A 26368-nucleotide genomic window follows, 5' to 3' on the forward strand; every position below is an offset into this window, starting at 1 on the left:
ACGATTCCCCCGCAACTCAATATGGGTTTTTAGCGTCAACTTTACCGTCGTCTTAAGAACGATCAGCGCCGTTTTGCAGCCGCTCGCTGAGCGGTAAACAGGTCAGCTTCCGTCACGACGTCAATGCGGTCGCGATTGGCATCGAGCCAGTCGAGCAACATCGGCAAGTTATCCAGTGCATTGTGAAACGTGTAGATCGCCACACCGCGATTGGCGATGGCTTGCTCGGCATGTTGCGTCAGCAGGCCAAAGCTTTCTGACGGCACGTCAGCCGCCAATGACTTCACCAAGTAAGGATCTACGAACGGATAATTCTCGCCATACAGGATCGGGAAATCGGGCGGACTGACGGCACGCGGTGTGAAATATGCTCGGGTCGACCGCTGATTGCGTGCGAACATGCCATAAAGCCCGACCTGCGTCTGCCCTACCTGGCTGAAGTAAGAACCAAAGCCGGGATCACCCAATCGATTCTCTCTCGCGAAATCAATCTGCTTGCGCATCTCCGCATCGCGGTCGGTTTCGGACATGGCGAGGATCGGCGCCAGCTCTTCGGTCGAATAGGCCTGCTGCATCCACTGCCATCCGGCATCGCGCAGCACATGCACTTGCGCTTTGGTCAGATGACCCGGCGCATCCAGCGTCTGCTGCATGGCCCCCAAATTGTACATGCCGCGAAAGCCCTTCGCCTTGAACAGCGGCAAGGCGGTGTTCACCACGCTGGCATAGCCGTCGTCGAACGTGATTATCGCCTTAGCTTTATTCAGCGCCGAGCGCTGAAAATAGGGGCTGCCCAATTCGATAACCATCGGCGACGCTCCGCCGCGGACGATAAGCCGGACGAACTTAATTGCTTCGAGATTGGCACCGGTGCCCACAGCATGCAGATTATTGGTATGCACGCCGAAATACTCCCACCGCCCCTCTCCGGTACTATCCTTTTGGGAGGTCAACACCGAACGCAGCGCGCTTGGTCCGTCTCTGACCGCGTCCATTTCATGATAGTTGCCGGTAGGCGCGCCGGGAGACCCTTCGGAATGGAACTCCAGCGACCATCGCAGTGCCTTTTCGCAGTTGCTGATGGGTTTGAACGGAAGGATTGTATAGCCATTCCGCACATCCACAGGCGTAGCAAGCGCGGCGGACGGCGCGATGGTATAGACGGTCGAACCCTGTGTCGTGAGACGCAAAGCCGTCGATGCGCCTTCTGTATTTTCAGCCGCCGGCACCTCTGCCAGCGCGAGTTCGGGAGCTTGTAAGGCCGCACGCGAGGAGAAGTCCGCCAGCGGGACAGGGGCGGGAACATCGAACGGCTTAAGGTGCGAGATGCCGTGCCCAGGCGTATATTCCCGCTGATCCGCGCCACCATGAGGCATCAAACCCGACAACATGGTCGACGTCTGCGGCGCGCCGGCGAGCAGTGCAGTGAATGCGGCGCACACGACGATGCCGGTTAGAACAAGCTTTCGCATCATCATATGCAACGCATCAACAGGGGCATAGGAGCGGACAAATCACCGCACCTTATCAGTAACGGTTCTGCTACGGCCACATACTGCCCTTCGATTGCGCATGCCGGGTCGAGCGGCTTCCTTCGACTAGTCAGCTATGCCGCAGGCGTCAACTTTATCGCAGCAGTAGCACATGTGATCCTGTTGCTTATGAAATTACTGGCTTGATCTTCAGCTAACCTCTTAGGTGGCTCCATGATTGGGGGTATCGCTGTTTTTCCGAGACTTAAGGCTGCGCGGAAATTTTTCGGTGCAGCAACTACAACATTGTGTATGGCGGTATATCCTTGGCTCGACTGGACACGCGGGTTAGCAGACGGCGTCGCAATTTGATGGATAGGCAGAACATGCCGAGTGACAGCGACGGCATCGGACCTAACGTCCGCCGAATGTTGGCCGCGCCTTTGCAGGTGCAACCGGATGTCTAGCACCAAGATCAGTCCGAGACGCCCGTCGCCCCTGGACCATTTTCTGATTACCGCGCTATTGGTAGCGATAGTCGTTCATGCCGCCGTGATCGTCGACCTGCTGTGGCCTGCCGCAACCTATGCGTCGTATTTCGTCCAGATATCAGTGTTCCTTTTTTATCTGTTCTTCCCGCTGACGCGTATCAGGTTGGCCATACAGATTCCTGCAATTGCGATATTTCTGTTCCTCATTCTGGAACACGTCTGGTTCTGCCATCTGGCGCAGCAGCCCTATAACTTCAATTCGGTTCTCACCTACATCGAACTGCTCAGCTTTCTGCCCTTCTATAGAAGTGGCGTAGCCATATCCCGCATCCTGAAGATATTGTTCATCGTAACCACACTTTACCTCATCTTTTACGTTGTTGGGCATAACAGCATTCTCAGTGGTTCGCTGGGAGACAATCGCGCCATCCATAGCGGGGACACAGCGCGCGGTTCGCGCCTCTACCTCGCCGCCGCGTTCGCTTCCTTTGTCGCTTATTACGCGATGACGAACAGGAAGCTGGGATTTTTCCTTCGATCGGGCATCTTTCTCCTGGCGGTCTATGCCTTGTGGCTGAGCGGATTTAGAACCTTCGGCCTGATCTTTGTGACGGTGATGCTTTTGTCGTCGGTCAGGCTCCTTGGCGTAGCCACGCGATTGGCACTATTTGGACTGTTCTGCGTCATTTCAGGTATATTGCTGCTCGGATTCTTGATCCCTCACTGGAACCCGTTCAACTATATGTCTTGGGACGGATCGGCCTTCGCCCGCTCGCTGGAATATCGGGTCGCGATCCGAGTCATCCAGCAGCATTGGATGTGGGGCGTAGGCATCGCCAATACGTTCGACGCGCAGCAGATCTTCTTCCGAACTCGTGAATATGAGCCGCTGTACCCAAGCGATCTTGGGATTTTGGGGCCTCTCATATTGTTCGGCATTCCTGGAGTAGTTGCGTTCATCGCCGCCACCTATTTCTGCATCGCCTCTCCTCTGAGGCGAGATGGCGGCTCCGGCATTCGCGGGCTGCAACTTAACTGCATCGCCTGCGGTATGTACGGGGTAATCAGCCCTTCGCTGATTATCGAGCAGAATGCCGTTTTCCTGTCCCTCCTGTTCGTGGCGCAACTGCGGGCAGGGCAGCTATTCTGGTGGATGCGGTTCGAAAAGCTGTGGTTTGAGGCAGTGCCGCTAAACTACCGTCCGGCGCTGCATAGCTTTCGAGCATTCCTCGGCAACAAGAGCCGCGACAATGCTATGTCCAGTCATTACTCGCCTCCGACCGACGGGGAGACAGCCTTAAACGAGAGCGGTGATCCAGCGGTGGATGCCGAAACTTCACGCCGAAAGCGGTTTTGATCTCTTCCGAATTTCGGCGACGAGCGGGTGGCGAAGGACGAAGAGTCCCCCTACCCAAAGGACGATGCCAATCGCTATCGCCGCTATCAGCAGAACCACCGGAATTTGGGCGGAGAAGCCCATCGCGATGGTCAGCAATCCGGCAGGCCCGCACGCCAGCAACGTCAATAAGGCGCTCCTGCCATAGATGCTCCAGAAGTCGCGGATCGTTGTCTCAGTCATGCGATCGAGGTGCGGACGGTACAGCATAAGCGCGAAAAGCGCGTCGATCACACGCGCCGCGGCGGCCGCCTCTAGGCTAATCAGGCAACCGCCCACGAAGGCCGCCAGCGCCACACCGCTGCGAATGAACTCGATCCGTGTCTGCACGCGCAACTGGCCGGTTGCGGCAAACAACTCCCATGTCATAGTTATCGCCACCTGAATAGCTGATGCCAGCATAATGAGCGCCAATGGAACGGCTGCCGGTATCCAGCGCTCGCCATAGACGATCAGGATGAACGGCTTGGCGATGACGGCAAAGCCAATGAACATGGGCCAAAGGAGCGCCGTCACAATTTCCACGGTGCGCAGATAGCGCTCGCGCAGCGAGCCGCCGCTGCGATAGAGCGCGGCATAATCGACCAGCATGACGCGCCCGATGAGCAGGTGGACGTTGGTCCAGATCATCCCGTTTAACCCGCTTGCGCGATTGTATACGCCCAACGCCGACAGGCCGAGAAACCGCGCCAAGACGATGTCGGACAGCCGCGTCGAGAGCGAATTGATGCCCGATACCGCCAGCATCTGAAGCCCGAAATCACCGACTCGCCGCCAGGCGTGGAAACCGATCCGAAAGCTCACATGATGCGATCCTACGATCGACATGAGAACGGCGGTCACGGCCCCGTTGACGAGCTGCGCATAGGGCACGCTCATGTAGCTGAAACCACCGAGCACAAGGATGATCGTCGCGATCGCACCGCAGACTGCGCCCGCCGTGTTGACTAGCGCGATCTGCTTGAACTGCCCTTCCCGCTCAAGCGTAGCGGCGGGCAGGAACACGAAAATCTGAAAGAGCGGCGAAATTGCGAGGACACCTAATGCGCGCTGCACGCCGGGATCGCCAAGCAAGCGGCCCCCGGCGAGGCTGGTCGCCATGATGACACCGCTAAGAGCAATCGAAATCAGCGCGTTGACCGTGAAGGCGGTAGTCGAGATTTCGCGGGTCAGCACTTCCTCACGCACGATAAGCGCCTGTAGCCCCAGATGCTGCACCAGCGCGAGAACTGCGACCAGAGACAACGCCACGGCGTAGATACCCGCCTCATGCAGCGTGAGATAGCGCGCCAATACGATGGTCGATGCGAATTGCAGGATAAGGGCAACGATCTGCGCGCCGCCCATCCATGCTAGGGACTTCTTAATCGACATAGCGGCCTGGAACCATCAACCTTTGAGTTTGCCCGCAAGCGAGCATTTGGCTCCGGTCAAAATTTCACCGGCAGACTGAAGGCGCCGCGTATCATCATTTGCGCGCGTGTCCAGCGCTGCGCCAATCCTTCGCGGATGACGGCCTTCAGCAACAAAGGGAAAGCTATGGCCAACAGCCATGGACGATGCAGCCGCAGATAGCGGAACTTACTCCGCGTCATCCAGTAGGTGGAGCTAAGCGAAGGGATGCCATGATCGCTCGTCCCGGACGACGCGCCCACTTGATGATAGACGAGCGCGTCGGGGCAATAGCCAAGCCGGAACTTGCCCGATGCCAGTGCGCGCGTTGCCCAATCCAGTTCTTCCCAATACAGGAAATACCCTTCGTCCATGTACCCGATCTGCTCGACCAACTCGCGGCGGACCAAAGCCGCTGCGCCATTGACGTAGCTCAGAACTGCTTCGACGTTCTCCGGAGCGGAAGCTTCTGTGGCCGGAAGGCCCTCGCCGATCTGTTCGCACCGGGCGCGAAAAGGCAGAAAACGGCCTCCGCCCAAAGTTTGAACCTTCATATCCCTGCCGGAGTACAGCACTTTTGCGCCGCAGATGCCGATTGCCGGATCGCTCGCCATTTGCGCTACAAGGAATTTTAGAGACGTCTCATCTACGATCGTATCGTTGTTGAGAATCCAGATATATTCAATGTCCTTTGACAGCATCGCCAGACGGATGCCGACATTATTCCCGAACGCGTAACCTCCGTTCCGGCCCGTCTGGGTCAGCCAAAGCCTTCGGGTGCCTGCTTCATTCTCTACATTCCGGATATCGGGCGCAACTTCGCGATATTCAAAGCCCAGAAAGCCTTTCGAGCGCCGCATTTCGATTACTTCGGGCAGGAAAGCGGCCAAGCCGGACGATATCGTATCGATCGACCCATCGCCTGAATCATTATCGCAGATGACGATGTCGAGATTACTGTAGTCGAGCTTCATAACGCTCGTGACGCACAAGATGGTATCCTGTGGCCTACGCCAGTTCAGCACGACGACGGCAACACGCGGTTGGGCCTTGAATTTCGGCACAGCTTCAGTGGGAGTCTTCATAGACGTGGAGTTTTGCATGGTCCCGAAAATAGCTCGTCCCTGTAGGCAGAATCGTCAGTAGCATATATTGCGGTCCTTAGAAGTTTGGATTTTTCGTAACTGGCGAAAGGCCGATGAATGCTGTCAGAAACGGCAAGATGCTGCGCCGTGATATGGGCTTCCATTCGCTTCCTTCTATGCAAATGTGCACACGCCGGTCGGCTAATCGTCCTCCTACCGCTCACCGTGATGAGTGTAGCGGCGAACTCGCCTCCCAAAGAATGCATCACGGCAGCCAATCTTCGCCATCAAAATACGGCGCGGCCGTGGAGCTTCACACAGAGAAAAAACGTTAGCCGCTTCGAAGTCCGCTCAGGCGATCATATCGCCGGTGACGGTGCGGAGAAGGAACGGTCAGAAGCATTCGACACTCAAAAATTCGCAGCGGGGCAAAGCCATCGGATATCCTTCGAGATGCTGGTGGAATCCGGTCGCCCCAACAGCGCGGCTTGGCTGACATTGGTTCAACTGCAATCGACTTTTGATAGGGGCGAAAACGGCCATAGTGCACCCGTGGCGGTGGAAATGCTCGGCGAGCATATGCGGATCGTATCGCGTGCGGACCAGCGTCGAGTGTCGGTTCCGAATGGCTTTAGCTTTACCGAACAGTATCGGGATACCGGTACGATTAGACGCAACAGATGGTACAAGATCGGGATGCGCTTCAAATTCGATCCGTTCAACAAAGGATATTTGGGCGTGTGGCGCGATGGGAAACCGCTTGTAGAATATCACGGCCCGCTTGGCTTCAACGACGCCGAGGGTGCTTATTTCAAGCAAGGCGTGTACCGCGCCTCCGCGCCGGAAGCTTTCGCAGCGCAATTCCGGCGGCTAAGCATATGTACGGTCGAGCAATGAGGAGTGAGGGGTGAACAGTACGTCCGGCGATAAACCCACAGTGAGTTCCTCGGGCGGGAAGCTGTTGACGCTTGAAGCAGGCCGATTTTTCGCGGCGGTTGCTGTTCTTCTCTACCATCTTACCACGATCGTCGCCAACTTCCGCGGGGTCCTTGTTCTGGGGGATGTTTTCCGGCCGGGCCACGTCGGCGTCCCCTTTTTCTTCGTCCTCAGCGGCTTCATCATCTTTCATGTGCATCGCCGCGATATCGGCCAACCTAGGACTTTGGGACGCTTCGCGTTCCGCCGCTTTGTCCGTATATATCCGATGTTCTGGCTAATTTCGCTGGCCATGCTGGGCGCGTTCCTGATAGTGCCCAGCTTTGCCGGTCAGAGATCGCTCGGCATTGGTGGTCTTCTCAGCGATTTCCTTCTGCTTCCTCACGGAGACGCCATCCTCGCCATCTCCTGGACGCTTCGCCATGAAATCGTCTTCTACGGCTTGTTCTCGCTCGCGATCTGCTTCGGTCCCCGCGCCTTTTGGGCACTTGCATTATGGATCGCAGTGAGTTTCTGGCTGAGCTTGCTATTTCCGGCGGGCGAACAGGACTTGGGCGGATGGTCAGTGATGGCGGCGTCGCTCAATCTCGGCTTTGCCTTCGGCATGATCGCCGCCGCACTGCTTCAGCGTCCGTCGATTGCGCCAGCATGGCTATGGGTTGCGCTCGGGGGCGGATCGTTAGCCCTACTTTGCGTGCTGGAGTGGTCCCTTGGCCATCATGTGGATCATTCGGTTCAGGTTCTGGGGCCGCTAGGCGACATAGGCTATCTCCTTGCCTCGGCAATCCTGATCTACGGCCTTGCAAAGGGCGAAGAAAATTGGCGGCTGCCCTATCCCAAGCTGTGGAAGATATTGGGGGGGTCATCCTATCTTATCTACCTGATCCATCAGCCTGTCGCGTCGGTGGCGATGCGATTGCTGCGGCGCTTCGACGCACTCCCGCCCGAAGGCGCGTTTGCGATCTGCGCTGCGCTGGCGATTGGAGTAGCGGTTTTGCTGCATCTGACAGTGGAGCGGTGGCTTCTGAGGAAGCTGAATTCTGCCGCTGTTCCTACTGCCAAAACGTTCCCCGCAGCAATTTGACAGCCTAGGTTAGTGTTACCGTCGTGGCACGGACCCGTAGGGGAACGTGGCTTCCGGACGGAAGTTTCTCTCAGAACGTGCTGCCGTTCCCTACAATATGGCGAACTCGCGGCGCTCTGAGCGAGGAGAGGCTGATGGTTGAAGACGAGGCGCTTACAGATGGCGACATCGCGACGGCGGGCGTTCAGTGGATGGCCGCACTCGTTGCTCGCCTGGTGGAGAAAGGCGTCTTGACCGGTGAGGACGCGACGAACATCGCGGCAGAGGCCCAGGAACAATGCAGAGCAGAGGGCGTGACGAAGGCGGCCAGAGTTATAGCTGGCCTCTCGCCCGCAAAATAGAAGTCGCAGGCTCCCGCGGTTCCTTTTATTATTTGAACAACTCAAGAGATATCGCGTCGGACATCGCGCGATATCCAGCAGGTGAAGGATGCAGTCCATCGCCTGAATCGTAGGCAGCATGCATCCGGTCCGGACGCGCTGGATCGCGTATCACCCGGTCGAAATCTACAACTCCATCGAAATTACCCGGCTGACGTATCCAGCGATTGACCGCCTGGCGGTCAGCCTCGTTTCGCGCGTCCGGATGATAATATTCGTTGCCGACGAACGGCAATATCGTCGCGCCGATCACCTTGATTCCCCGTGCACGGGCGCGAAGAACGATCTGACGGTATGCGCCGATCATCCGCGACACCAATTGCTCATGCGCTGCGTCGCTCACCGGCGCTTCCCTGGTGAGCGTCCCGATATCGTTGATGCCTTCGAGCACGATAAGGTAGCGCACCCCCGGTTGTGCCATCACGTCACGATCCAGCCGCGCCAGCGCATTGGGTCCAAGACCGTCGTTCAGCAGCCTATTGCCACCTATCCCCTGATTGAGCACCGCGAGATGGCGCAGCTTGGGACTGGCCTGAAGCCGTGATGCGAGGCCGTCGGTCCAGCGGTCGTTTCCATCGGTGGTCGCTCCCCGACCATCGGTGATCGAATCTCCCAGCGCGACGACCGTTGCCGCCGGAGCACAGGTCTCCGCCTCGAGCGAAGCGAGCGAAAACCAGTGCGCGAAAGTCTTTGCGCCGGGCATGGCGGGATCGGCCAGATGGTCGCCCGGCAGAACATAGGAGGTCGCACGAGAGCCGGGATGCGAGGTCGGCGCAGACGGCTCCTCGGCATAGTGGATGCTCACCGTCAGGCTTTGAAGCGCCGATGGCGCCAACGGCACGGGGTCCGAGAGATATTCGGCGCCCGCCGGTATAATGACGTCGCGCCGCCCGTCGAACAACACTGGCTTCAGGGATTGCGGCTTTATCGCGGAGGAAGTGGGACTCTCGGCTTCCGCCACCGTGACGCCGCTGATCCGTAGCGGATCGGAACTCGCGACATTGGACAGCCGGATGCGCAGGCGTTGGCCTGCCGACGAGGTACGGACGATCTGCCGCAGGGTTGCGCCGCCCAATGTGCCCTTGGGCAGCACATTTTCTCCAGTGGGCAGCATCTGTGACGATGCCCATGTCGGCACCCATATAGGGGAGCAGCTCTTGGCCATGGCCGTAACCGGCACGCCAAATGCCACAGACAAGGAAGCGATAACCACCGTAAAACGCTGCATCCTCATATAGCGACAAGCCTCTTCTAAAACGCTGCGTCGGAAGCTTCGCACCGCTATTGGTAGCGGTAAAGGCGAACCTTCTGGATCTGGAAATCGCCGGGCGGCAGGCGGACATGTCGCCCCTGATGAGTCTGGTCGCCGTTCAACAAGCGCCCTGCGTTCCACTGCCCCGACGCATCGAAACGCCCTTCCCAGGCGCTTTCGATACCTGCAAGACCTGGCCCCTGTCCGACCGGCCGGAAGGTGACGGTGATCCCCTGTCCTGCCACGAGATATTCTTCCGGCCCCGTCTGGATGATGATGCCTCCGGCGTTGCCGGTCTCGGGAGTCGGAACAGGTTTCTGGATGTCGGCAAAAGCGACGGTGAAGCGATAGTCGCCAATCGTCTCCGTCACCGGCTCATAGATGATGGTTTCGTCGTACAGCGCGCGCGGCCTGAAGGCCGACATACGACCGAGCCCCTGCGCCGCGAGGATCTGTGGAGCGAGCTGGTCCAGAATGTCATAGGCGTCACCCAATGCGCCGGGCTTTTCGTCAACCGACTCGATGGAAAACGGTCCGAAGCCAATCGCGTCCAGCTTTCCTATGGCGTAAAATGCGTTGCCGGGCACCTGCGGGTGATCGGCGTTATTGGCCTCCGGAATGAACAGCGGGTTGTCGGGCCGTTTGTATCGGTGAACGATGTCGACGAAGTTCGGGAAATAGATATCGGGCGCGATGAAGTCGATGGCTGGGGCACCTGCCTTCCACACATCGATCAGATGTGGCAGCGGCCCCCCGCTGGGATATTCGCCCGGCAGGCGGCCGGGACGGTTCAGCGCCACATTGACGTACATCGGCATCGGATATGCGGCTTTTCCGGCAGCTGACAGTCCGTTGGCGAAGCGCGCATAATACCACGCTGTGAAGACTTCCTCGGCTTCATGCCCCGGACCGAATATTTCTGCCCAGGTGCCGGCGGTCTTCGCACCCTGCCCTTCCCATAGCTGCTTCATCTCGGGGACCAAGGTGTCGCGATGCTGAGTGAGATATGTCGTGAGTTCGGCAGGGACCGGCTGGCGAAATGCCTGCTCCGCCAGCGGGCCATAATCGCGCGCGACCGGCAACATGCCTATTTCATTCTCGACTTGCGTCATCACCACGGTGTTCTGCTTATCGTCGGTCGCCTTGATATGCGCCATCAGAGCCGCAAAAGCACGGCTGTCCGCGTCAAGTGTGGCAGGCGCCATTGCGGAGAGTATTTCAACACCCTGCCCGTTCGGCAGCGCTGCGCGGGGAAAGCGCTGCTGATCGCGCTTCACCCATGCCGGTACATAGGTCGACATGCTGTTCTTCCACGCGCCAAACCATAGGATCACCAGCTTTAAGTCATGCGCGCGGGCGTCGCGTATCAGGGCATCCACGGATGACCAGTCGAACCGCCCTTCGACCGGCTCGATCAGCTCCCACGACACAGGGGCCAGCACGGTGTTGAGGTGCATGTCCTTCAATCGCTTCCAGTGCGGCGCCATATAGGCCGCACTGGAAGCGCTGCTGTTGCCGAGCTCACCCGCGATGAGCAGCATCGGCTTGCCGTTCACCTGTAACTGCGTGGCGGTGCCTTGCTTCACGAGCTTGGTGGGTTCGGCAGCGAGTGGCGCTGTAGCGAGGATCGACAGCAGCGCGCAGCCTGCTTTGACAGAAAATCTCATCATGCGGGCTGCCCCATGTTCACAGTAGCGTAGCGAGGATTGAGAAGATGCGTGGCGAGCAGCGCCAGAAGGTAGGCCATGCCGCACGCGATGAAGAAGGGTTCGTAGCTGCCGACCCGGTCCAGCAACATGCCCAACGACTTGGAGGCGATAAAGCCGCCAGCTGCTCCCGCGAAGCCGCCAAGACCGATCAAAGTTCCCTGGGCATAACGGGGGAACAGGTCACCGGGTAGCGCAAACAGGTTCGTCGAAAAACCCTGATGCGCGGCGCAGGCAAGGCCGATGAAGGCGACCGCGATCCATATGTTGCTTGCCTGCACCGCGAACATGACCGGAAGCGCGAAAAGCGCACAGGCGAACATCGCCCGCTTTCGTGCCGTCCCTGTCGCGCGGCCCTTCTTGAGCAGGTGAGACGAATACCATCCCCCCGCGATTGCTCCGACATCCGCCAGAACATAGATCGCTACCAGCGGCGGCCCGAAGCTTTTCAGGTCATAGCCATATTGCTTGCTGAAGAAATCTGGCAACCAGAACAGGAACGTCCACCAGACGGGATCGATCAGAAAACGCCCGGTCATATAGGCCCAAGTCTGGCGATAGCGCAGCACCTGACGGAACCCGGCGCGACCCACGTCCTGTTGCGGTTCCGCCTCGACCCAAGCGCGCTCTTCATGCGTGATCGTCTTGTGATCGGCTGGTTTGCGATAATATCGCCACCACACTGCAAGCCAGACCAGGTTGAAAAGCCCTGTGATGATGAAGGCCCAACGCCAGTCCAACAGCAATCCGGCGACGATGAAGGATATCAGCAGCGGCGTCACCACAGCCCCGACATTGGCCCCCGCATTGAAGATGCCGATGGCGAGCGCACGCTCCTGCTTGGGGAACCATTGCGACACTGCGGCCAGTGCTGACGGATAGGTTCCGGCCTCGCCCAGCGCCAGTGGTATCCGCGCGATGACGAAACCTGTTGTGCTCGTCACCAGAATCTGTGCGAAGTGACCCAGCGTCCAGCTTCCCATCGCGAGCATGTAGCCGAGCTTTGGCCCGATCCGGTCGATCAGCCAGCCGAAGCCCAAAAAGCCAAGGCCGTAGAAAACCTGAAAATAACCGGTGATGTCGCCGTAGCCGGTGTTAGTCCAGCCGTAGAGCACCTCAAGCTGCGGTTTGAGCACTCCCAAAACCAGCCGGTCGATGTATGACAAGACCACTGCTGCGAACAGCAGCGCGCAGATCATCCAGCGCACACGCCCGCGCGGCTTAGGCACGGCACGGATAGCCGCTTCGGGTGCGTCCAGCGCAGCGGACGCGATGTCGCTCACGGAGGTCACCAGTTGTACATCGTGCCGTCTTCCAGCCGGTTCACCGGCAGGAAGGCACGCTTATATTCATACTGGGCAGCAAGTTCCTCGTCGATTTCCACACCCAGCCCCGGTTTGTCGCCGGGATGCATCATGCCGCGATCGAATGTATAGGCGTGCGGGAATACCGCATCGGTCTCGGGGGTGTGCCGCATATATTCCTGCACGCCGAAATTCGGTACCGACAGGTCGAAATGCAGCGCGGCCGCCATGCAGACCGGCGACAGGTCGGTCGCGCCGTGGCAGCCAGTGCGAACCTGATAGAGATCCGCAAGGTTCGCAATCTTGCGCAAGTGGCTGATGCCGCCCGCGTGCACTACAGTCGCCCGAATATAATCGATCAACTGGTTCTGGATCAGATCCTTCGCGTCCCAGATCGAGTTGAAGATTTCGCCCACTGCCAGTGGCGTGGTCGTGTGCTGGCGGATCAGTCGGAACGCCTCCTGGTTTTCAGCGGGTGTGGCGTCCTCCAGCCAGAACGGGCGATACTGCTCCAAATCCTTGCCCAGCCGCCCGGCCTCGATCGGCGTCAGGCGGTGATGGATATCGTGCAGCAGGTGAACGTCCCAGCCCAGCGCCTCGCGCGCAGCCTTGAAGAGTTCGGGTACGACCCGCAGATATTTCTCGGTCGACCAGACATTCTCGGTCGGCAGGTCGGCATCGGCGGGTTCGTAGAAGTAGCGATCTTTCGAAACACCATAAGTGGACGGTAAACCCGGCACGCCGCACTGTATTCGGATCGCCTTGTAGCCCTCATCCTTGTAAACCTTCGCCGTCTCGATCGTGTCCTCGATCGTCGTCCCATTGGCGTGGCCATAGACCATGACGCCTTCCCGGCTCGCACCGCCCAGAAGCTGATAAACCGGTAGGCCAGCGATTTTGCCCTTAATATCCCACAAGGCCGTATCGACCGCCGCGATCGCGCTCATCGTCACAGGGCCTCGCCGCCAATATGCGCCTTTGTAGAGATACTGCCAGATATCCTCGATCCGGTGCGCGTCGCGCCCGATCAGGCATGGGATCACATGGTCCGTCAGATAACTCGCCACGGACAATTCACGCCCGTTGAGCGTAGCGTCGCCAAGGCCATAGACCCCTTCGTCGGTTTCAATCTTGAGCGTCACAAAGTTTCGGCCGGGGCAAGTGACAATGACCTTGGCGCTGGTGATTTTCGGCATCGATTAGTCCCGTTCAGATGATTTCGAGCGTCGTGGATTTCAGGTCGCGGCTGTTGGGGCCAGCCATGATGTCGAACAGGCCGGGTTCGACGACTTCCTCCATCCTCTGGTTCCAGAGCGAGAAAGCATCGGGACGCAGTGTGATGCTGACGGTGCGGCTCTCGCCGGGAGCCAGGGTGACCCGCTCGAAGCCCTTCAATTCCTTGATCGGACGCGTGACAGACGCCGTGCGGTCATGCACATAAAGCTGGACCACTTCGTCGCCTGTGCGTGAGCCAGTATTACGCACGTCGATCTCGACCGAAACTTCACCACCAGTTCCTATTCGTGCAGATGACAGCCGCGGGGCGCCTGTCTCGAACGTGGTATAGCTAAGGCCGAAGCCGAAGGGGAAAAGCGGCTCGATGTCCTCGAACACATAGCCCCGCCGCGCGGACGGCTTATGGTTGTAAAACACCGGGATCTGCCCCGCGTCGCGCGCAACCGTCACCGGCAGTTTTGCGCCGGGATTTATGTCACCAAAGAGCACATCGGCCATTGCCGTGCCGCCCTCCTGCCCCGGATACCAGCACTCCAGCATTGCGTTGGCACCCTCCACTACGGCGGGATAGCTCGGCGGGCGGCCATTGATCGCACAAACGACGATAGGCTTACCAACTTTGGCCAGCGCCAGGAAAAGCGCGTTCTGCTCGCCGACCAGATCAAGGCTGGTACGGTCGCCCAGATGATTGGCGGCAAAGCCTTCGCGACTGGTCTGCTCAGTATCGCCGATCGCCAGCAGAACGACATCGGCACGCTTCGCGACCTCCACCGCCTCGGCAATGAGTTGGCGGTTCTTGGCGGGATCGGCGAGCAACACCTCATCGATGGAACGATCTTCGCTCTGGGTGATGAAGACGCCCTGCGCATGGACCACCTCGGCTTTTCCGGCGAGCTTGGCCGTGACGCCTTCCAGCAAGGAAATCGCCTGCCGCGGGATGCTGGAATAGCCGCCTAGTCTCGCAATCGCCGCATTGGGGCCAATCACCGCAACGGTGCGATGCGCGCCCGCTTTCAAGGGCAGAACGCCATCGTTCTTCAGTAGCACAATCGACTTTTGCGCGGACTTGAGCGCCAGCGCACGGGCTTCGGCATTGCCGGTCAGCCGGTCGAAGCCGGAATTCGGCCAGGGTTCTTCAAACAGGCCAGCCCGAAACTTCAGCGTCAACATACGCGCGCAGGCGGTGTCCACAGCTTCGGCGGGCACTTCGCCCGAACGCACCTGCTCGACAAGCGTCCGAAAGGCAAAGCCATCGGGCAATTCGCAATCCACGCCTGCACGAAGCGCAGCGCGCGCCGCAGCCTTCAAGTCGGACTGGACATGATGAATAGTGTCCAGTTCGGGAACCGCACCATAGTCGCTGACGACAGCGCCATCGAAACCCCATTCGCCGCGCAGGATGTCGCCAAGAAGCCAACGGTTCATATGACTGGGAACGCCATCGATCTCATTGTACGAAGGCATCACCGCCGCAATGCCGGTGCGCTTCACGACGGCACGGAAGGGTGGGAAGAAATTCTCCCGCAGTTCGCGTTCCGCAATCGGCGCAGGTGCGATGTTCTCTCCGCTTTCGGGTTGACCATGGCCCGTCATGTGCTTGAGCGTGGCGAACACTTTGCCGGGAGGAAGCGTCTTGCCGTCCCCCTGAAGGCCGCGCACTGCAGCGACACCCATTTCCCCGCAGAGATACGGATCTTCGCCAAAGGTTTCCTCGATCCGCCCCCACCGCGGATCGCGCGCAATGTCGACCACAGGCGACAAGGCCAGATGCACGCCGCGCGCACGCACTTCCCGCGCGATTACGGACTGGACGTCTTCCATCAGTTGTCGATCGAAGCTGCCTGCCAGACCAATCGCCATCGGAAACATCGTCGCGTCCGTCGCCATATAGCCATGGAGCGACTCCTCATGGAAGAGCACCGGAATGCCAAGGCGCGTTTCTTTCGTGGCCCAGCGCTGGACAGCGTTGATGAACGTAACCGTATCAGCGGGCGTGCGCCATCGTGCGCCGGTGCCTCCTGCCTGCGTCGATCCCGCAGGTGCGCCGCGACGATCGGACGGGCGAGTGATCTGCCCGAAGCTGGCGGGATACGCCTTGGACGCCTTGGCGGGCGAGAACGTCAGGTCATCCATGATGTCCGCCTTGGTGGCCCAAAGCGCAATGATCTGCCCGACCTTCTCCTCCAGCGTCATCCGCCCGAGCAAGTCGCGTACCCGCAGGTCTATAGGCGCGGAGGCGTCCTTGTAGAGCGGCCCGTTGCTCTTCGCGGCCAAAGGTGCGGCTGCGACCAGCGAAGTGGAGCCAAGCAATCCAAGTACCTGGCGGCGGGCGAAAGCAGCGTGTTTCACGGGACCACCGTCAGCGTTACGGACTTCAGATCGACCGAATTGGGGCCGGTCATGATCTCGAACTCGCCCGGTTCCACCACACGCTCCATCTTGTCGTTCCACATCTGCAGCGCCTTCGGGTCTATGGTGAAGCGCACCGTGCGGGCTTCGCCGGGCTTCAGCGTGACGCGCTGAAAGCCCTTCAGCTCCTTGATCGGCCGCGTGACCGAACTCACCTTGTCGCGCACATAAAGCTGCACGGTCTCGTCGCCGCTGCGGACGCCGGTGTTCCGCACGTCAACCGAGACAGTTACCACCCCCCCTGTTCCCATTCGAGAAGCGGAAAGGCTGGGCGCTCCTAGATCGAAGCTGGTGTAGCTAAGCCCGTATCCGAAGGGATAGAGCGGCGCCGTAGTATCGAACAGATAGCCCCGGCGCGCGCTGGGCTTGGCGTTGTAGAACATCGGCAACTGTCCGACCGAACGCGGGATCGTCACGGGCAGCTTGCCGCCGGGATTGACGTCACCGAAAAGGACATCGGCCATGGCGTTTCCGCCCTGCTCGCCCAGATACCAGCCCTCCACCAGTGCATTTGCCTCTTCGGAAATCTTCACCGTGGAAGCGGGGCGACCATTGATGAGCACGACCGTAATGGGTTTGCCGAGCGCCTTCAAAGCGTCGAACAGTTCCTGCTGCTCACCAACCAGATCAAGGCTGGGTCGATCGCCCAAATGATTGTTCGCCCAACCTTCCCGGCTGGACTGCTCCGTATCGCCCAGCGTCAGTATTATGCGATCGACACCCTTCGCCGCTTCGACGGCTTGTGCGATCAGCTTACGGTTCTCGGCAGGGTCTGATTTGGTGACCTTGTCCTCCCACCAGTCATCGTTTTCGGTGATTTTCACACCCTGCGCGAAAACGATGTTGGCGCGCGTGCCGACTTTCGTCTTGATGCCTTCCAGAATGGAAACGCTATGCGGCGGCTGACCATAATAACCACCCAGTCGCGCCACAGCCGCGCTCGGGCCGATCACCGCGATCGTGCCTTCCGGCTTCAGTGGCAACATGCCGTCGTTCTTCAGCAGTGTGATCGAACGCTGCGCGGCCTTCAGCGCCAAAGCGCGCGCTTCCGCATTATTCGTGATCGCTTCGGAAGCGGCCGCGTCGACATAAGGATTTTCAAACAGGCCGGCACGGAACTTCAGCTCAAGCATCCGTCGAACAGCCATGTCGACTTTGGCCGCGTCCACCCGTCCTTCGCGCACGGCCTTGGTCAGCAGCTTGTACGACACGCCATCGGGCAGATCGGCATCGACCCCTGCATCGAGCGCGCGTTTTGCCGCGTCCTCCAGATTATCGGCGATATGGTGAATGCTCATCAACTGATCGATCGCGGAGTAATCGCTGACGACCGCGCCCTGAAAACCCCATTCGCCGCGCAGAACGTCGTCCAGCAGCCATTTATTGGCGTGGCTCGGCACGCCATCGATTTCATTGTACGAGGCCATCACCGCCTCGATCCCCGTCCGCTTCACAACTTGCTCGAAGGGAGGGAAGAAATTTTCGCGCAACTCGCGCTGGGAAATAGGCGCGGGACCGACATTGGTGCCGCTCTCCGGCTGTCCATGGCCGGTGAGGTGCTTGAGGGTTGCGAAGACGTGACCGGGAGGCAACAGGCGGCTGCGGCCCGCGCCTTGTAACCCCTCGACGGCCGCTACGCCCATTTCGCCGACAAGGTAGGGATCTTCCCCAAAGGTTTCCTCTATGCGGCCCCAACGTGGATCGCGGGCGATATCCACCACTGGCGAGAGCACAAGGCTCACGCCACGCGAACGGATTTCGCGGGCGATGACCGTGTTGACGTCCCGTACCATGTCAGGGTCGAAAGCGGATGCCATGGCGATGGATTGCGGAAAGCTGGTTGCGGCCACTGCGGCATATCCATGCAGACCTTCCTCATGGAAGAGGATCGGAATGCCCAATCGAGTCTGGGTCGTTGCCCATCGTTGCAGCGCATTCACGAGCGCAACCGTCTGACGCGGGTTGCGTCCCGGTGCGACCCGAGGACTCACGGCTCCCTTGGCATCGGACGGTCGGGCAAAATGACCGAGACCGTCCGGAAATTGCGCCTTCAGCTTGGACGGATCGAGCTGAAGCTTGTCATCGAAGATTGCTACCTTGCCGTCCCAGACGGTGGTGATTTGCGCGATCTTCTCCTCAAGTGTCATCCTCTTTAGAAGATCGTCGACACGCGCTTCGATAGGTTGACGGGCGTCCCTGTAGAGAGACTGTTTGCGTTCCGCCGCTTTGGCAGGGGCAGCATCGACCGAACAGGCGGGCGCACAGACAAGCAGCGCCAGAACAGAAGCCGCACCGAAAAACTGACAGGCCCGCAACGTCTCTCTCCATTTTCTCAAAGCGACTTTTTAGTTGCCGTCGTTCTATTGATAGCGTTACCATTGCGCAGACAAGATGAGGTTGTCAATGCCCCCTCGCGGGATTGGCAAGACGATTTCGGGAGAGGTTTCAATGCCGATGCAGGTGTTTTGCTACATCGTTGCCATGCTGTTTCTGGCGCTAGCTCCGGCGGCCAGCGCGGAGGATGGCTATGATCTATGGCTGCGCTATCCCAAGGCGCAAGAACCAGTGCTTTCCGCTCTTTCCAGCCGAGCCAACAGCCTCGTCGCGCCCGGAAAATCCACCACCGCCGCTCTCGCGCGGGAGGAACTCATCAAGGGCATCAAAGGACTGACAGGGCGTGCGCCCAACCAAGTCTCAGCACCGCAAACTGGGGCAATATGGTTGACGACGCTTGCCGATTCGCCGGACCTCGCAAGGCTGCCTCTCAGCCTCTCCGATCTTGGTCCCGACGGATATGTGATTCGCAGCCTCACCACCGACGGCAAGTCCGTTACGATCATCGCAGCAGCAAAGGACCAGGGCCTGCTCTATGGCGTCTTCCACTTTCTACGCCTCGCGCAAACCGGTGCAACGCTCGATCAGATCGCAGTCCGTAGCGTCCCACGCACCAAGCTGCGGCTCCTCAATCACTGGGACAATCTCGATCGTACAGTCGAGCGCGGATATTCAGGAGAATCTATCTGGGACTGGTGGCGCCTGCCGGACTGGAGGGGTCCGCGATATGCCGATTATGCCCGCGCCAACGCTTCCATCGGCATCAACGGCACGGTCCTGAACAATGTGAATGCCAAGTCGGACAGCCTGACCGCCCCGTATATCGCCAAAGCCGCGGCGCTGGCCGACGTGTTTCGTCCCTATGGCATAAAGGTCTATCTGTCCGCCCGCTGGACAGCGCCGATGGAAATCGGCGGGCTGAAGACCGCCGACCCGCTCGATCCGCAGGTGGCGGCGTGGTGGAAAGCCAAGGCCGATGAAATCTACCGCGCGATACCCGATTTCGGCGGTTTCCTCGTGAAGGCCAACTCCGAAGGGCAACCCGGCCCGCAGGATTACAAGCGCACACATGCGGACGGCGCAAACATGCTGGCGGCGGCGGTAAAGCCCCACGGCGGCATCGTTATGTGGCGCGCCTTTGTCTATGCGCATGACAATCCCGATGACCGGGCAAAGCAGGCCTATGCCGACTTCAAGCCACTCGACGGAAAATTCGCTGACAACGTCATAGTGCAGGTGAAAAACGGCGCGATTGATTTCCAACCGCGCGAACCATTTCACCCGCTGTTTGGTGCAATGCCCAAGACGCCGCTGATGATGGAATTCCAGATCACCAAGGAGTATCTGGGCCAGTCCACGCACCTCACCTATCTCGGCCCGCTGTTCGAAGAGACGCTCAAGAGCGACACTTTCGCAAAGGGCAAGGGATCGACCATCGCGAAGGTTGTCGACGGCAGTCTGGAGGGTCACACGCTCACCGGTATAGCGGGTGTAGCCAATATCGGCGGAGATCGGGACTGGAGCGGATCGATCTTCAACCAAGCCGATTGGTACGCGTTCGGTCGCTTTGCATGGAACCCCGAAATATCCGCCGAGGCCGTCGCTCAGGAGTGGGCGGCGCAGACGTTCACTGCCGATCCGCGCTTCGTCGGACCTGTGGTGAAGATGATGATGGGCTCACGCGAAGCCGCCGTGAACTACATGACGCCGCTCGGTCTGGCGCATGTGATGGCTACAGGCCATCATTACGGCCCGGCACCCTGGGTGTCGGACCTGGCTCGCCCCGAATGGAACCCCGTCTATTATCATCGCGCCGACGCGAACGGCATAGGCTTCGACCGGACTCGCAGCGGCAGCAATGCCATCAGCCAATATGCGCCGCAACTCGCGCGCCGCCTTGCCAGTCCCAAGACGACGGCCGAACGCGATCTGCTATGGTTTCATCATATCGGATGGGACTACCGCCTGCCCTCGGGCGAGACGCTCTGGACCAACCTTGTCCATCACTATGATGCAGGCGTTGCCTATGTAGGCGAGATGCGGACGGCGTGGGACAAGTTGCGCCCCTATGTCGACCCTGAGCGGTTCTCCCAAACCGAAACGTTCCTTGCCATACAAGCACGTGAAGCCCGCTGGTGGCGCGACGCGAGCATCGCCTACTTCCAGACCTTTTCAAAGCGGCCGCTGCCCGCCGGTGCTTCTCCACCGGAGCATCCGCTGGACTGGTACGAAGCTCAGCGCTTTCCTTATGCGCCAGGAAATCCATGAACGGCTTTTGATACGACCCTCGCGACAACCCGACAGGAGGAAAAGTTGACCGAAACGCCGCAGGGTACGCATTTCTCCTTAGCTTTCACGAACGTTGCCGCTACTATTCCGGTAATGTATCGAAACTCGTCCTCATCGCCGGAAAACGCGGTTTCCTGATGGAAGCCAAGACTTCCCGGCGTCAGCGCAATGCGCCGACCATCAACGACGTGGCCAAACATGCCGGTGTGTCGCCGATGACCGTCTCTCGCGTCATAAACGGCGAACAGATCGTTAAGGCAGCGACGCGGGAGAAGGTAGAACATTCGATCGCCGCGTTGAATTACGCACCCAGCGCGGCAGCACGCAGCCTGGCGGGCGGGGAAGAAACGCGGATCGGCCTGCTCTACAGCAACCCGTCCTCATCGTATCTCAGCGAGTTTCTGATGGGCAGTCTGGATCAGGCCAGCCGCAGCAATGTGCATCTGGTGGTCGAGAAGTTCAGTGAAGACATGTCCGTCAAAGCGGCCGTCGACCACCTGTCGCGCGGCCGCATCGATGGCGTGATCCTGCCGCCGCCGCTTTGCGATTCGCTGGAAATGCTTCGGGCGCTGGCGGCCGCCATGATCCCTGCCGTTGCGGTTGCGACCGGCCGCATACCCAAGCGGATGTCCGTCGTCAGCATTGACGATCATCATGCCGCTTATGAGATGACGCGGCATCTGATCGCGCTGGGCCACAGCCGGATCGGCTTCATACGCGGCAACCCGAACCAGAGCGCCAGCGAGCGACGCTTGGAAGGCTATGCGCTGGCGCTTTCGGAAGCAGGCATCGACACCGACGAGACTCTGGTGGCGCAAGGCCTCTTCACTTACCGGTCGGGCCTCGACGCCGCCGAGCAAATCCTGGATTTGCCTGAGCCGCCTACGGCCATCTTCGCGAGCAACGACGACATGGCGGCTGCGACCGTCGCAATCGCGCATCGGCGGGGGCTGGATGTGCCCGGCGATCTGACGGTCTGCGGCTTTGACGACACGCCGCTTGCGACGACTATCTGGCCCGAACTCACGACCATTCACCAGCCGATCAGCGATATGTCACGCGCGGCGGTGGAGCTTCTGGTACGTGAGATCAGGGCCGGAAAGATGGAGAAGGACGAACCGCCAAGCCGCATCTTGCTGGATTATAGTTTGGTCCGTCGGCAGTCCGACGCTGCTCCGCGCCGCCGTCCCCGTAAGGCATAGCGGCGCGGACGCTTCCGCGTGAGACAAGGAAGGCGCCTAGCCGACCATATCCTCAAGTTCACGGCCCTTCGTTTCATGCACCATCTTGCGCACGAAGAAGAAAGACAGAAACGCGGCAAGGGCATAGAAGCCGTAAGTGACGGGTAATCCGACGCCTGCCGCCAGTGCAGGGAAGCTCATGGAGATGAGGAAGTTCGTGATCCACTGAGCAAAGCCGGCGATGGCAAGGCCAGACCCGCGTATCTGGTTCGGATACATTTCCCCCAGCATGACCCACATGACTGGCCCCCAGCTCAGATTGAAGAAGATCACGTAGAAGTTGGCGGCCAACAGGGCAGTGGTGCCCAGCTGGTCGGACAGGCGCAGGCTGCCGCCCTCGAACGAACCGGTGGAGAAGCAGATCGCCACGATCGCGAGCGTGACCGTCATTCCTGCCGAGCCGATAAGAAGCAGCGGCTTGCGGCCGATGCGGTCGATCAGGAACACCGTCGCGACGCAGGCTAGAATCGACAGCGACCCGGACAGGATGTTGATTAACAGCGCGTCGTTTTCACTGAAGCCGACCGATTGCCAGAGCACCGCGCCGTAATAGAAGACGATATTGATACCCACGAGCTGCTGAAACATGGCAAGCCCGATGCCGGTCCAGACGATTGGACGCACCTTGCCGCTGGTGCGGTCGATCAGGTCCGCGAATTTCGGTCGATGATGGTCCGTCGCAAGGCTTGCGCTGATCTCGGCGACTTTGCGATTTGCTTCCGTCGGACCAAACAGGCGCGTCAGAACCTGGCGCGCATCTTCCTCACGCCCGCGGGCAACGAGATAGCGTGGGCTTTCTGGAATGAACAGCAACGCCACGAAATAGATCGCGGCGGGAATAACCTGCATCCAGAACATCCAGCGCCATGCAGGCAGGCCCAACCAGAGCGGCGCCATCGATCCGCCAGCCGAGTGCGCCAGCACGTAATTGGCAACGAACGCGCCCGTCAGGCCCGTGATAATCATGATTTGCTGGATGGAAGAGAGTCGCCCACGAATAGCGGCAGGCGTCACTTCGCTGATATATACCGGAGAAAGCACACTGGCTGCGCCGACACCGAAACCGCCGACGATGCGCGCCAGAATGAACAGCAGCGAGGAGTTCGCCGCACCCGCCGCAATCGCGCTGGCGACGAACAACAATGCCGCGATCATCATCACCGTTCTACGGCCGATCAGGTCGGCAAGCCGTCCCGCCAGGAACGCGCCGATCGCACAGCCGATCAGGATCGCGCCAACGTTGAAGCCCGTGCCCAGCTTGGAGAGGTCGAACGCCTGTTCCAGGCCCTCCTGCGTGCCGTTGATGACGCCGGAATCATATCCGAACATGAAGCCACCAATCGTCGCCACGGCAACGATTGCGGCAACGAAGGCCATGTTGACCTTCTCAGCGCTCCCCTCGTGCATCCTTCGTCCTTCTCTCCAACATTATGATATTATTGCCTGATGGGCTGGAAGCCCCCGAACACCGGGATCAAATGCGAACAGATCGCCCGCGAGCGGCTGTTCCTGCAACTGCGCCTCGCTCAACCCCTTGCGGGCAGTCGTGGCATAGGCGGTAGATAAATCTTCGCCGCCAAACGCAATTTTTGTAATGTTGGCGACGGGAAAGGCAACGGAAGCCATCAGTTTACCCGCCGGATCGTAACGTCTGACGCCCCAGCCGCCGAACAAGCCAACCCACAGACATCCTTCCGCATCGACGACAGGCCCGTCGGGATAACCTGCGCCATCCTCGATCTGTGCGAAAAACACGGTGTCCGCGACTGATCCGTCCTCGTCGGTGCGGCTGCGCCAGATCGTTCGCCCTAACGTGTCGACATGGTAGAGCGTGCGCCCGTCGGCGGAAATCGCAGGACCGTTGGTGATCGTCACCGGCGGCAATCCGGCAGGAATGGCAACACCCCTGTACATACGGTAGATTCGACCGCTTACCTCCTCTTCGGCATCGTCCATGGAGCCGAGCCAGACATTGCCTTCCGGATCGACTGTCGCATCATTCAGGCGGTTGCCCGGCACGTGCGCTTCAGGAGCGTGGAGCAAAGTATAGGCCGAAGTTGACGGATAAAACCGATGTATTCCCGTCTGCAGGCCAACGACAAAATCGCCCTCGGCCGCCGGAACGATCCATCCCACTTGTGCGGGAGCCGCCCAGCTTTGCAGGCTGTTTGCCTGTGGATCAAACCGATGGATCGCCGGAGCTTTTATATCGACGAACCAGAGCGCACGGTCGCGCTCTACCCAGATCGGCCCCTCGCCTAGCGTCGCGCCCAGCTTCAGCACGGATTGCGGCGTAGCGCCCATTGTCTTAGCGCCAGCCCGCATCGACGAAATAGTCATGCCCGGTGCACATCCGCGCATCGTCGGAGGCAAGGAACAGGGCGAGTGCGGCTACGTCGGCGGGTGAAATGCGCGCGTCGAGACACTGGGCAGCGACGATCTCGGCTTCTCCTTCGGGCGTGTACCATTTCATTTGCCGCGGCGTCTTCACATTGCCGGGGACGATCGTGTTCACGCGAATATTGTCCCGTCCCAGGTCGCGGGCAAGGCTGCGTGTCAGCCCCTCGATCCCCGCTTTGGCTGTCTGATACAGCACGAGATCCTTCAGGCCCAGATGCCAGCTTATCGAGCCGAAGTTGAGGATGACACCACCGCCCGCCTTCTTCATGGCAGGCACGACCGCCTGCGCCGCGAAGAACATATGACGCAGATTGACTGCCATACGCTCGTCCCAATATTCCGGCGTCACGTCATCGACCGAATGGCGATCGTCATTCCCGGCGTTGTTGACGAGGATGTCGATGCCGCCAAGATCGCTCTCGACCTGTCCCAGGACATGCCTGAGAGCGGCAACATCGGTGAGGTCGCACGCATAGAAGGATGGCGCAAAGGCGGCATCATGCAGCCGTCCGATAAGCGCCTGCGCTTCCGCTTCCAATATGTCGCAAAATGCCACGCGTGCACCTTGCGCGGCAAAGGCCTCCACCAGCCCCTCACCTATGCCGCTGCTGCCACCGCTGATGAACACGCGCTTGCCTGCTAGGCTGGGATAGTGCGCCCGGTCGCTCATGCGGCATGTTCCTTGACGCGCGAACCCAAAAGGCCGCGTTCCGCAAGATTGGTCATGAACGCGCCAATTCCCTGCTCCCATGGCGGCGCGTCCTTCGACGTGACCACGCGATTGGCCAAGCGGCCAAGGCACGGCGTTGCGATCGACACCATGTCTCCAACTTTATGCGTGAAGCCACGTCCCGGCTCATCGCGATCCTGCACGGGTGCGAACAGCGTGCCGAGGAACAGCGCGAAGCCATCGGGATATTGATGCTCGCTCAGCGTCTGGCGGACCAGTTCGATCGGATCGCGGCTGATCTGCGCCATGTTGCTGACGCCTTCCAGAACATAGCCTTCCGGCCCCTCAATCCTTAGTTCGACATCGGCGGCACGCACATCGTCCATGGTGAATCCGTCGTCGAACAGGCGGATCAACGGTCCCAATGCACAGGACGCGTTATTGTCCTTCGCCTTGCCGAGCAGGAGCGCCGAGCGGCCTTCAAAATCGCGCAGGTTTACGTCGTTGCCAAGCGTCGCGCCCACAGGCGTGCCGCGCGAGTCTACGATCAGCACTATTTCCGGTTCTGGATTGTTCCAAGTCGAGTCGGAGCGAATGCCAATCTCCGCGCCCGCGCCTACGGTCGCCAGCACCGGCGCCTTGGTGAACACTTCCGCATCCGGGCCGATCGCGACCTCCAGATATTGCGACCACATGCCGTCCTCGATCAGCGCCTGCTTCAATGTCGCTGCCTCTGGCGATCCCGGCACGGTCGTGCGGATCGACCCACCCATGCGTGCCTCTAACCTTGTCCGAATATCGGCGGCAGCGCCTGCATCGCCTCGCGCGCGCTCTTCGATCACGCGTTCGATCGCAGACACAGCGAAGGTCACGCCACATGCCTTTACGCATTGCAAGTCGACCGGGCTGAGCAAGGGAAGATCCAGCGCATCAAGACTGCCGAGCGGCTCGCCTGCTTCGGCCTGAACCGGCAACCGGTCCAGCAGCATGGAGACCGTCGGCGCAACCTGCGCCATGTCATATGCCACGCCGTTCTCAACGAGAATTGGACTTGGCCCATCAGCCTGCATAACCCGGCCCACGAAGCGGCCCGACCGCCAATCCGGCGGCAAATCATCCGCCAAGGAAAAAACCCCGGACATCCTCAACTCCTACTCGACACGTCTCTTTGATAGCGCTACCAACAACGATAAGCCCTCGCTGTCAAGAGGGGTACGACTATGACGAATGCCAAGAGGATGCGGCGCACAAAGCAGATTTATGCGTCAACTTCGCTCTCCATTTCGATAAC

General features: G+C 59.7%; 19 protein-coding genes. 6 read left to right on the forward strand and 13 right to left on the reverse strand.

The annotated features are described in order from the left end of the window. Nucleotides 1-62: 62 nt before the first annotated feature. A complete protein-coding gene (locus C1T17_RS17480) occupies nt 63-1478 on the reverse strand; it encodes a hypothetical protein (RefSeq protein WP_104954534.1) in 1416 nt (471 codons plus the stop codon). A gap of 453 nt (nt 1479-1931) precedes the next feature. On the opposite strand from C1T17_RS17480, the gene C1T17_RS17485 reads away from it, so the two are divergent. After that, nucleotides 1932-3320 (forward strand): O-antigen ligase family protein, encoded by a 1389-nt coding sequence (locus C1T17_RS17485; protein ID WP_104954535.1) that lies wholly within the window; start codon nt 1932-1934, stop codon nt 3318-3320. On the opposite strand, the gene C1T17_RS17490 is transcribed toward C1T17_RS17485, so the two are convergent. Next, the gene (locus C1T17_RS17490) at nt 3300-4733 is read right to left on the reverse strand and encodes an oligosaccharide flippase family protein (protein WP_104954536.1); all 1434 of its coding nucleotides are present in this window, start codon (nt 4731-4733) and stop codon (nt 3300-3302) included. The genes C1T17_RS17485 and C1T17_RS17490 overlap by 21 nt on opposite strands. A gap of 56 nt (nt 4734-4789) precedes the next feature. Continuing rightward, nucleotides 4790-5836: a glycosyltransferase family 2 protein gene (locus C1T17_RS17495; RefSeq protein ID WP_189338398.1), complete on the reverse strand. Its 1047-nt coding sequence runs from the start codon at nt 5834-5836 to the stop codon at nt 4790-4792. A gap of 228 nt (nt 5837-6064) precedes the next feature. Between C1T17_RS17495 and C1T17_RS17500 the strand changes: the two genes are divergently transcribed. From C1T17_RS17500 to C1T17_RS17510, 3 genes are all read left to right on the forward strand, one after another. After that, on the forward strand, nt 6065-6733 hold the full coding sequence (locus C1T17_RS17500) for a heparin lyase I family protein (RefSeq protein ID WP_189338399.1): 669 nt from the start codon (nt 6065-6067) through the stop codon (nt 6731-6733). 10 nt (nt 6734-6743) lie between these two features. After that, on the forward strand, nt 6744-7856 hold the full coding sequence (locus C1T17_RS17505; RefSeq protein WP_104954539.1) for an acyltransferase family protein: 1113 nt from the start codon (nt 6744-6746) through the stop codon (nt 7854-7856). Between the two features lie 134 nt (nt 7857-7990). Then, on the forward strand, nt 7991-8197 hold the full coding sequence (locus C1T17_RS17510; protein ID WP_104954540.1) for a hypothetical protein: 207 nt from the start codon (nt 7991-7993) through the stop codon (nt 8195-8197). A gap of 28 nt (nt 8198-8225) precedes the next feature. Here the strand turns inward: C1T17_RS17510 and C1T17_RS17515 are convergent, their stop codons facing one another. The 6 genes from C1T17_RS17515 to C1T17_RS17540 form a co-directional block, all read right to left on the reverse strand. Next, nucleotides 8226-9464, reverse strand: a complete 1239-nt coding sequence (locus tag C1T17_RS17515; protein ID WP_104954541.1) for an SGNH/GDSL hydrolase family protein — start codon at nt 9462-9464, stop codon at nt 8226-8228. A 53-nt stretch (nt 9465-9517) separates the two neighbouring features. Beyond that, nucleotides 9518-11158, reverse strand: a complete 1641-nt coding sequence (locus C1T17_RS17520) for a DUF5597 domain-containing protein (RefSeq protein WP_104954542.1) — start codon at nt 11156-11158, stop codon at nt 9518-9520. Beyond that, nucleotides 11155-12393: an MFS transporter gene (locus C1T17_RS17525; protein WP_104955337.1), complete on the reverse strand. Its 1239-nt coding sequence runs from the start codon at nt 12391-12393 to the stop codon at nt 11155-11157. The genes C1T17_RS17520 and C1T17_RS17525 overlap by 4 nt, the downstream gene beginning before the upstream one ends. Before the next feature lie 89 nt (nt 12394-12482). Beyond that, on the reverse strand, nt 12483-13694 hold the full coding sequence (gene manD / locus C1T17_RS17530) for a D-mannonate dehydratase ManD (RefSeq protein ID WP_104954543.1): 1212 nt from the start codon (nt 13692-13694) through the stop codon (nt 12483-12485). Nucleotides 13695-13707: 13 nt separating this feature from the next. Beyond that, a complete protein-coding gene (locus C1T17_RS17535) occupies nt 13708-16083 on the reverse strand; it encodes a glycoside hydrolase family 3 N-terminal domain-containing protein (protein WP_104954544.1) in 2376 nt (791 codons plus the stop codon). Further along, nucleotides 16080-18458, reverse strand: a complete 2379-nt coding sequence (locus C1T17_RS17540) for a glycoside hydrolase family 3 N-terminal domain-containing protein (protein WP_104954545.1) — start codon at nt 18456-18458, stop codon at nt 16080-16082. Before C1T17_RS17540 ends, C1T17_RS17535 begins: the two co-directional genes overlap by 4 nt. Nucleotides 18459-18591: 133 nt before the next feature. Here C1T17_RS17540 and C1T17_RS17545 point away from each other — a divergent pair, with 133 nt between their 5' ends. Together C1T17_RS17545 and C1T17_RS17550 are read left to right on the forward strand one after the other, a co-directional pair. After that, the gene (locus C1T17_RS17545; RefSeq protein WP_104954546.1) at nt 18592-20745 is read left to right on the forward strand and encodes an alpha-glucuronidase family glycosyl hydrolase; all 2154 of its coding nucleotides are present in this window, start codon (nt 18592-18594) and stop codon (nt 20743-20745) included. A gap of 158 nt (nt 20746-20903) precedes the next feature. Then, a complete protein-coding gene (locus C1T17_RS17550) occupies nt 20904-21968 on the forward strand; it encodes a LacI family DNA-binding transcriptional regulator (RefSeq protein WP_104954547.1) in 1065 nt (354 codons plus the stop codon). A 36-nt stretch (nt 21969-22004) separates the two neighbouring features. Here C1T17_RS17550 and C1T17_RS17555 read toward each other — a convergent pair whose 3' ends face one another. From C1T17_RS17555 to C1T17_RS17570, 4 genes are read right to left on the reverse strand one after another with little or no spacing between them, the layout of a single operon-like run. Beyond that, nucleotides 22005-23414, reverse strand: coding sequence for a sugar porter family MFS transporter (locus C1T17_RS17555; RefSeq protein ID WP_104954548.1), 1410 nt, complete (start codon nt 23412-23414; stop codon nt 22005-22007). Between the two features lie 21 nt (nt 23415-23435). Then, entirely contained in the window at nt 23436-24311 is an 876-nt protein-coding gene (locus tag C1T17_RS17560) for an SMP-30/gluconolactonase/LRE family protein (RefSeq protein WP_104954549.1), read from the reverse strand. 4 nt (nt 24312-24315) lie between these two features. After that, complete coding sequence (locus C1T17_RS17565; protein ID WP_104954550.1) at nt 24316-25077, reverse strand: SDR family NAD(P)-dependent oxidoreductase; 762 nt, start codon at nt 25075-25077, stop codon at nt 24316-24318. Continuing rightward, nucleotides 25074-26219, reverse strand: a complete 1146-nt coding sequence (locus C1T17_RS17570) for a fumarylacetoacetate hydrolase family protein (protein ID WP_104954551.1) — start codon at nt 26217-26219, stop codon at nt 25074-25076. Before C1T17_RS17570 ends, C1T17_RS17565 begins: the two co-directional genes overlap by 4 nt. Between the last annotated feature and the right edge of the window lie 149 nt (nt 26220-26368).

The sequence above is a fragment of the Sphingobium sp. SCG-1 genome, from assembly GCF_002953135.1.
Classification (GTDB): domain Bacteria; phylum Pseudomonadota; class Alphaproteobacteria; order Sphingomonadales; family Sphingomonadaceae; genus Sphingobium.

What these genes read in the sequence shown, in the direction of transcription:
- C1T17_RS17480 (WP_104954534.1), bottom strand. Translation starts at nt 1,478, where the DNA reads ATGATGATGCGAAAGCTTGTTCTAACCGGCATCGTCGTGTGCGCCGCA.
- C1T17_RS17485 (WP_104954535.1), top strand. Translation starts at nt 1,932, where the DNA reads ATGTCTAGCACCAAGATCAGTCCGAGACGCCCGTCGCCCCTGGACCAT.
- C1T17_RS17490 (WP_104954536.1), bottom strand. Translation starts at nt 4,733, where the DNA reads ATGTCGATTAAGAAGTCCCTAGCATGGATGGGCGGCGCGCAGATCGTT.
- C1T17_RS17495 (WP_189338398.1), bottom strand. Translation starts at nt 5,836, where the DNA reads ATGAAGACTCCCACTGAAGCTGTGCCGAAATTCAAGGCCCAACCGCGT.
- C1T17_RS17500 (WP_189338399.1), top strand. Translation starts at nt 6,065, where the DNA reads ATGAGTGTAGCGGCGAACTCGCCTCCCAAAGAATGCATCACGGCAGCC.
- C1T17_RS17510 (WP_104954540.1), top strand. Translation starts at nt 7,991, where the DNA reads ATGGTTGAAGACGAGGCGCTTACAGATGGCGACATCGCGACGGCGGGC.
- C1T17_RS17515 (WP_104954541.1), bottom strand. Translation starts at nt 9,464, where the DNA reads ATGCAGCGTTTTACGGTGGTTATCGCTTCCTTGTCTGTGGCATTTGGC.
- C1T17_RS17520 (WP_104954542.1), bottom strand. Translation starts at nt 11,158, where the DNA reads ATGATGAGATTTTCTGTCAAAGCAGGCTGCGCGCTGCTGTCGATCCTC.
- C1T17_RS17525 (WP_104955337.1), bottom strand. Translation starts at nt 12,393, where the DNA reads ATGATCTGCGCGCTGCTGTTCGCAGCAGTGGTCTTGTCATACATCGAC.
- manD (WP_104954543.1), bottom strand. Translation starts at nt 13,694, where the DNA reads ATGCCGAAAATCACCAGCGCCAAGGTCATTGTCACTTGCCCCGGCCGA.
- C1T17_RS17545 (WP_104954546.1), top strand. Translation starts at nt 18,592, where the DNA reads ATGCCGATGCAGGTGTTTTGCTACATCGTTGCCATGCTGTTTCTGGCG.
- C1T17_RS17550 (WP_104954547.1), top strand. Translation starts at nt 20,904, where the DNA reads ATGGAAGCCAAGACTTCCCGGCGTCAGCGCAATGCGCCGACCATCAAC.
- C1T17_RS17555 (WP_104954548.1), bottom strand. Translation starts at nt 23,414, where the DNA reads ATGCACGAGGGGAGCGCTGAGAAGGTCAACATGGCCTTCGTTGCCGCA.
- C1T17_RS17560 (WP_104954549.1), bottom strand. Translation starts at nt 24,311, where the DNA reads ATGGGCGCTACGCCGCAATCCGTGCTGAAGCTGGGCGCGACGCTAGGC.
- C1T17_RS17565 (WP_104954550.1), bottom strand. Translation starts at nt 25,077, where the DNA reads ATGAGCGACCGGGCGCACTATCCCAGCCTAGCAGGCAAGCGCGTGTTC.
- C1T17_RS17570 (WP_104954551.1), bottom strand. Translation starts at nt 26,219, where the DNA reads ATGTCCGGGGTTTTTTCCTTGGCGGATGATTTGCCGCCGGATTGGCGG.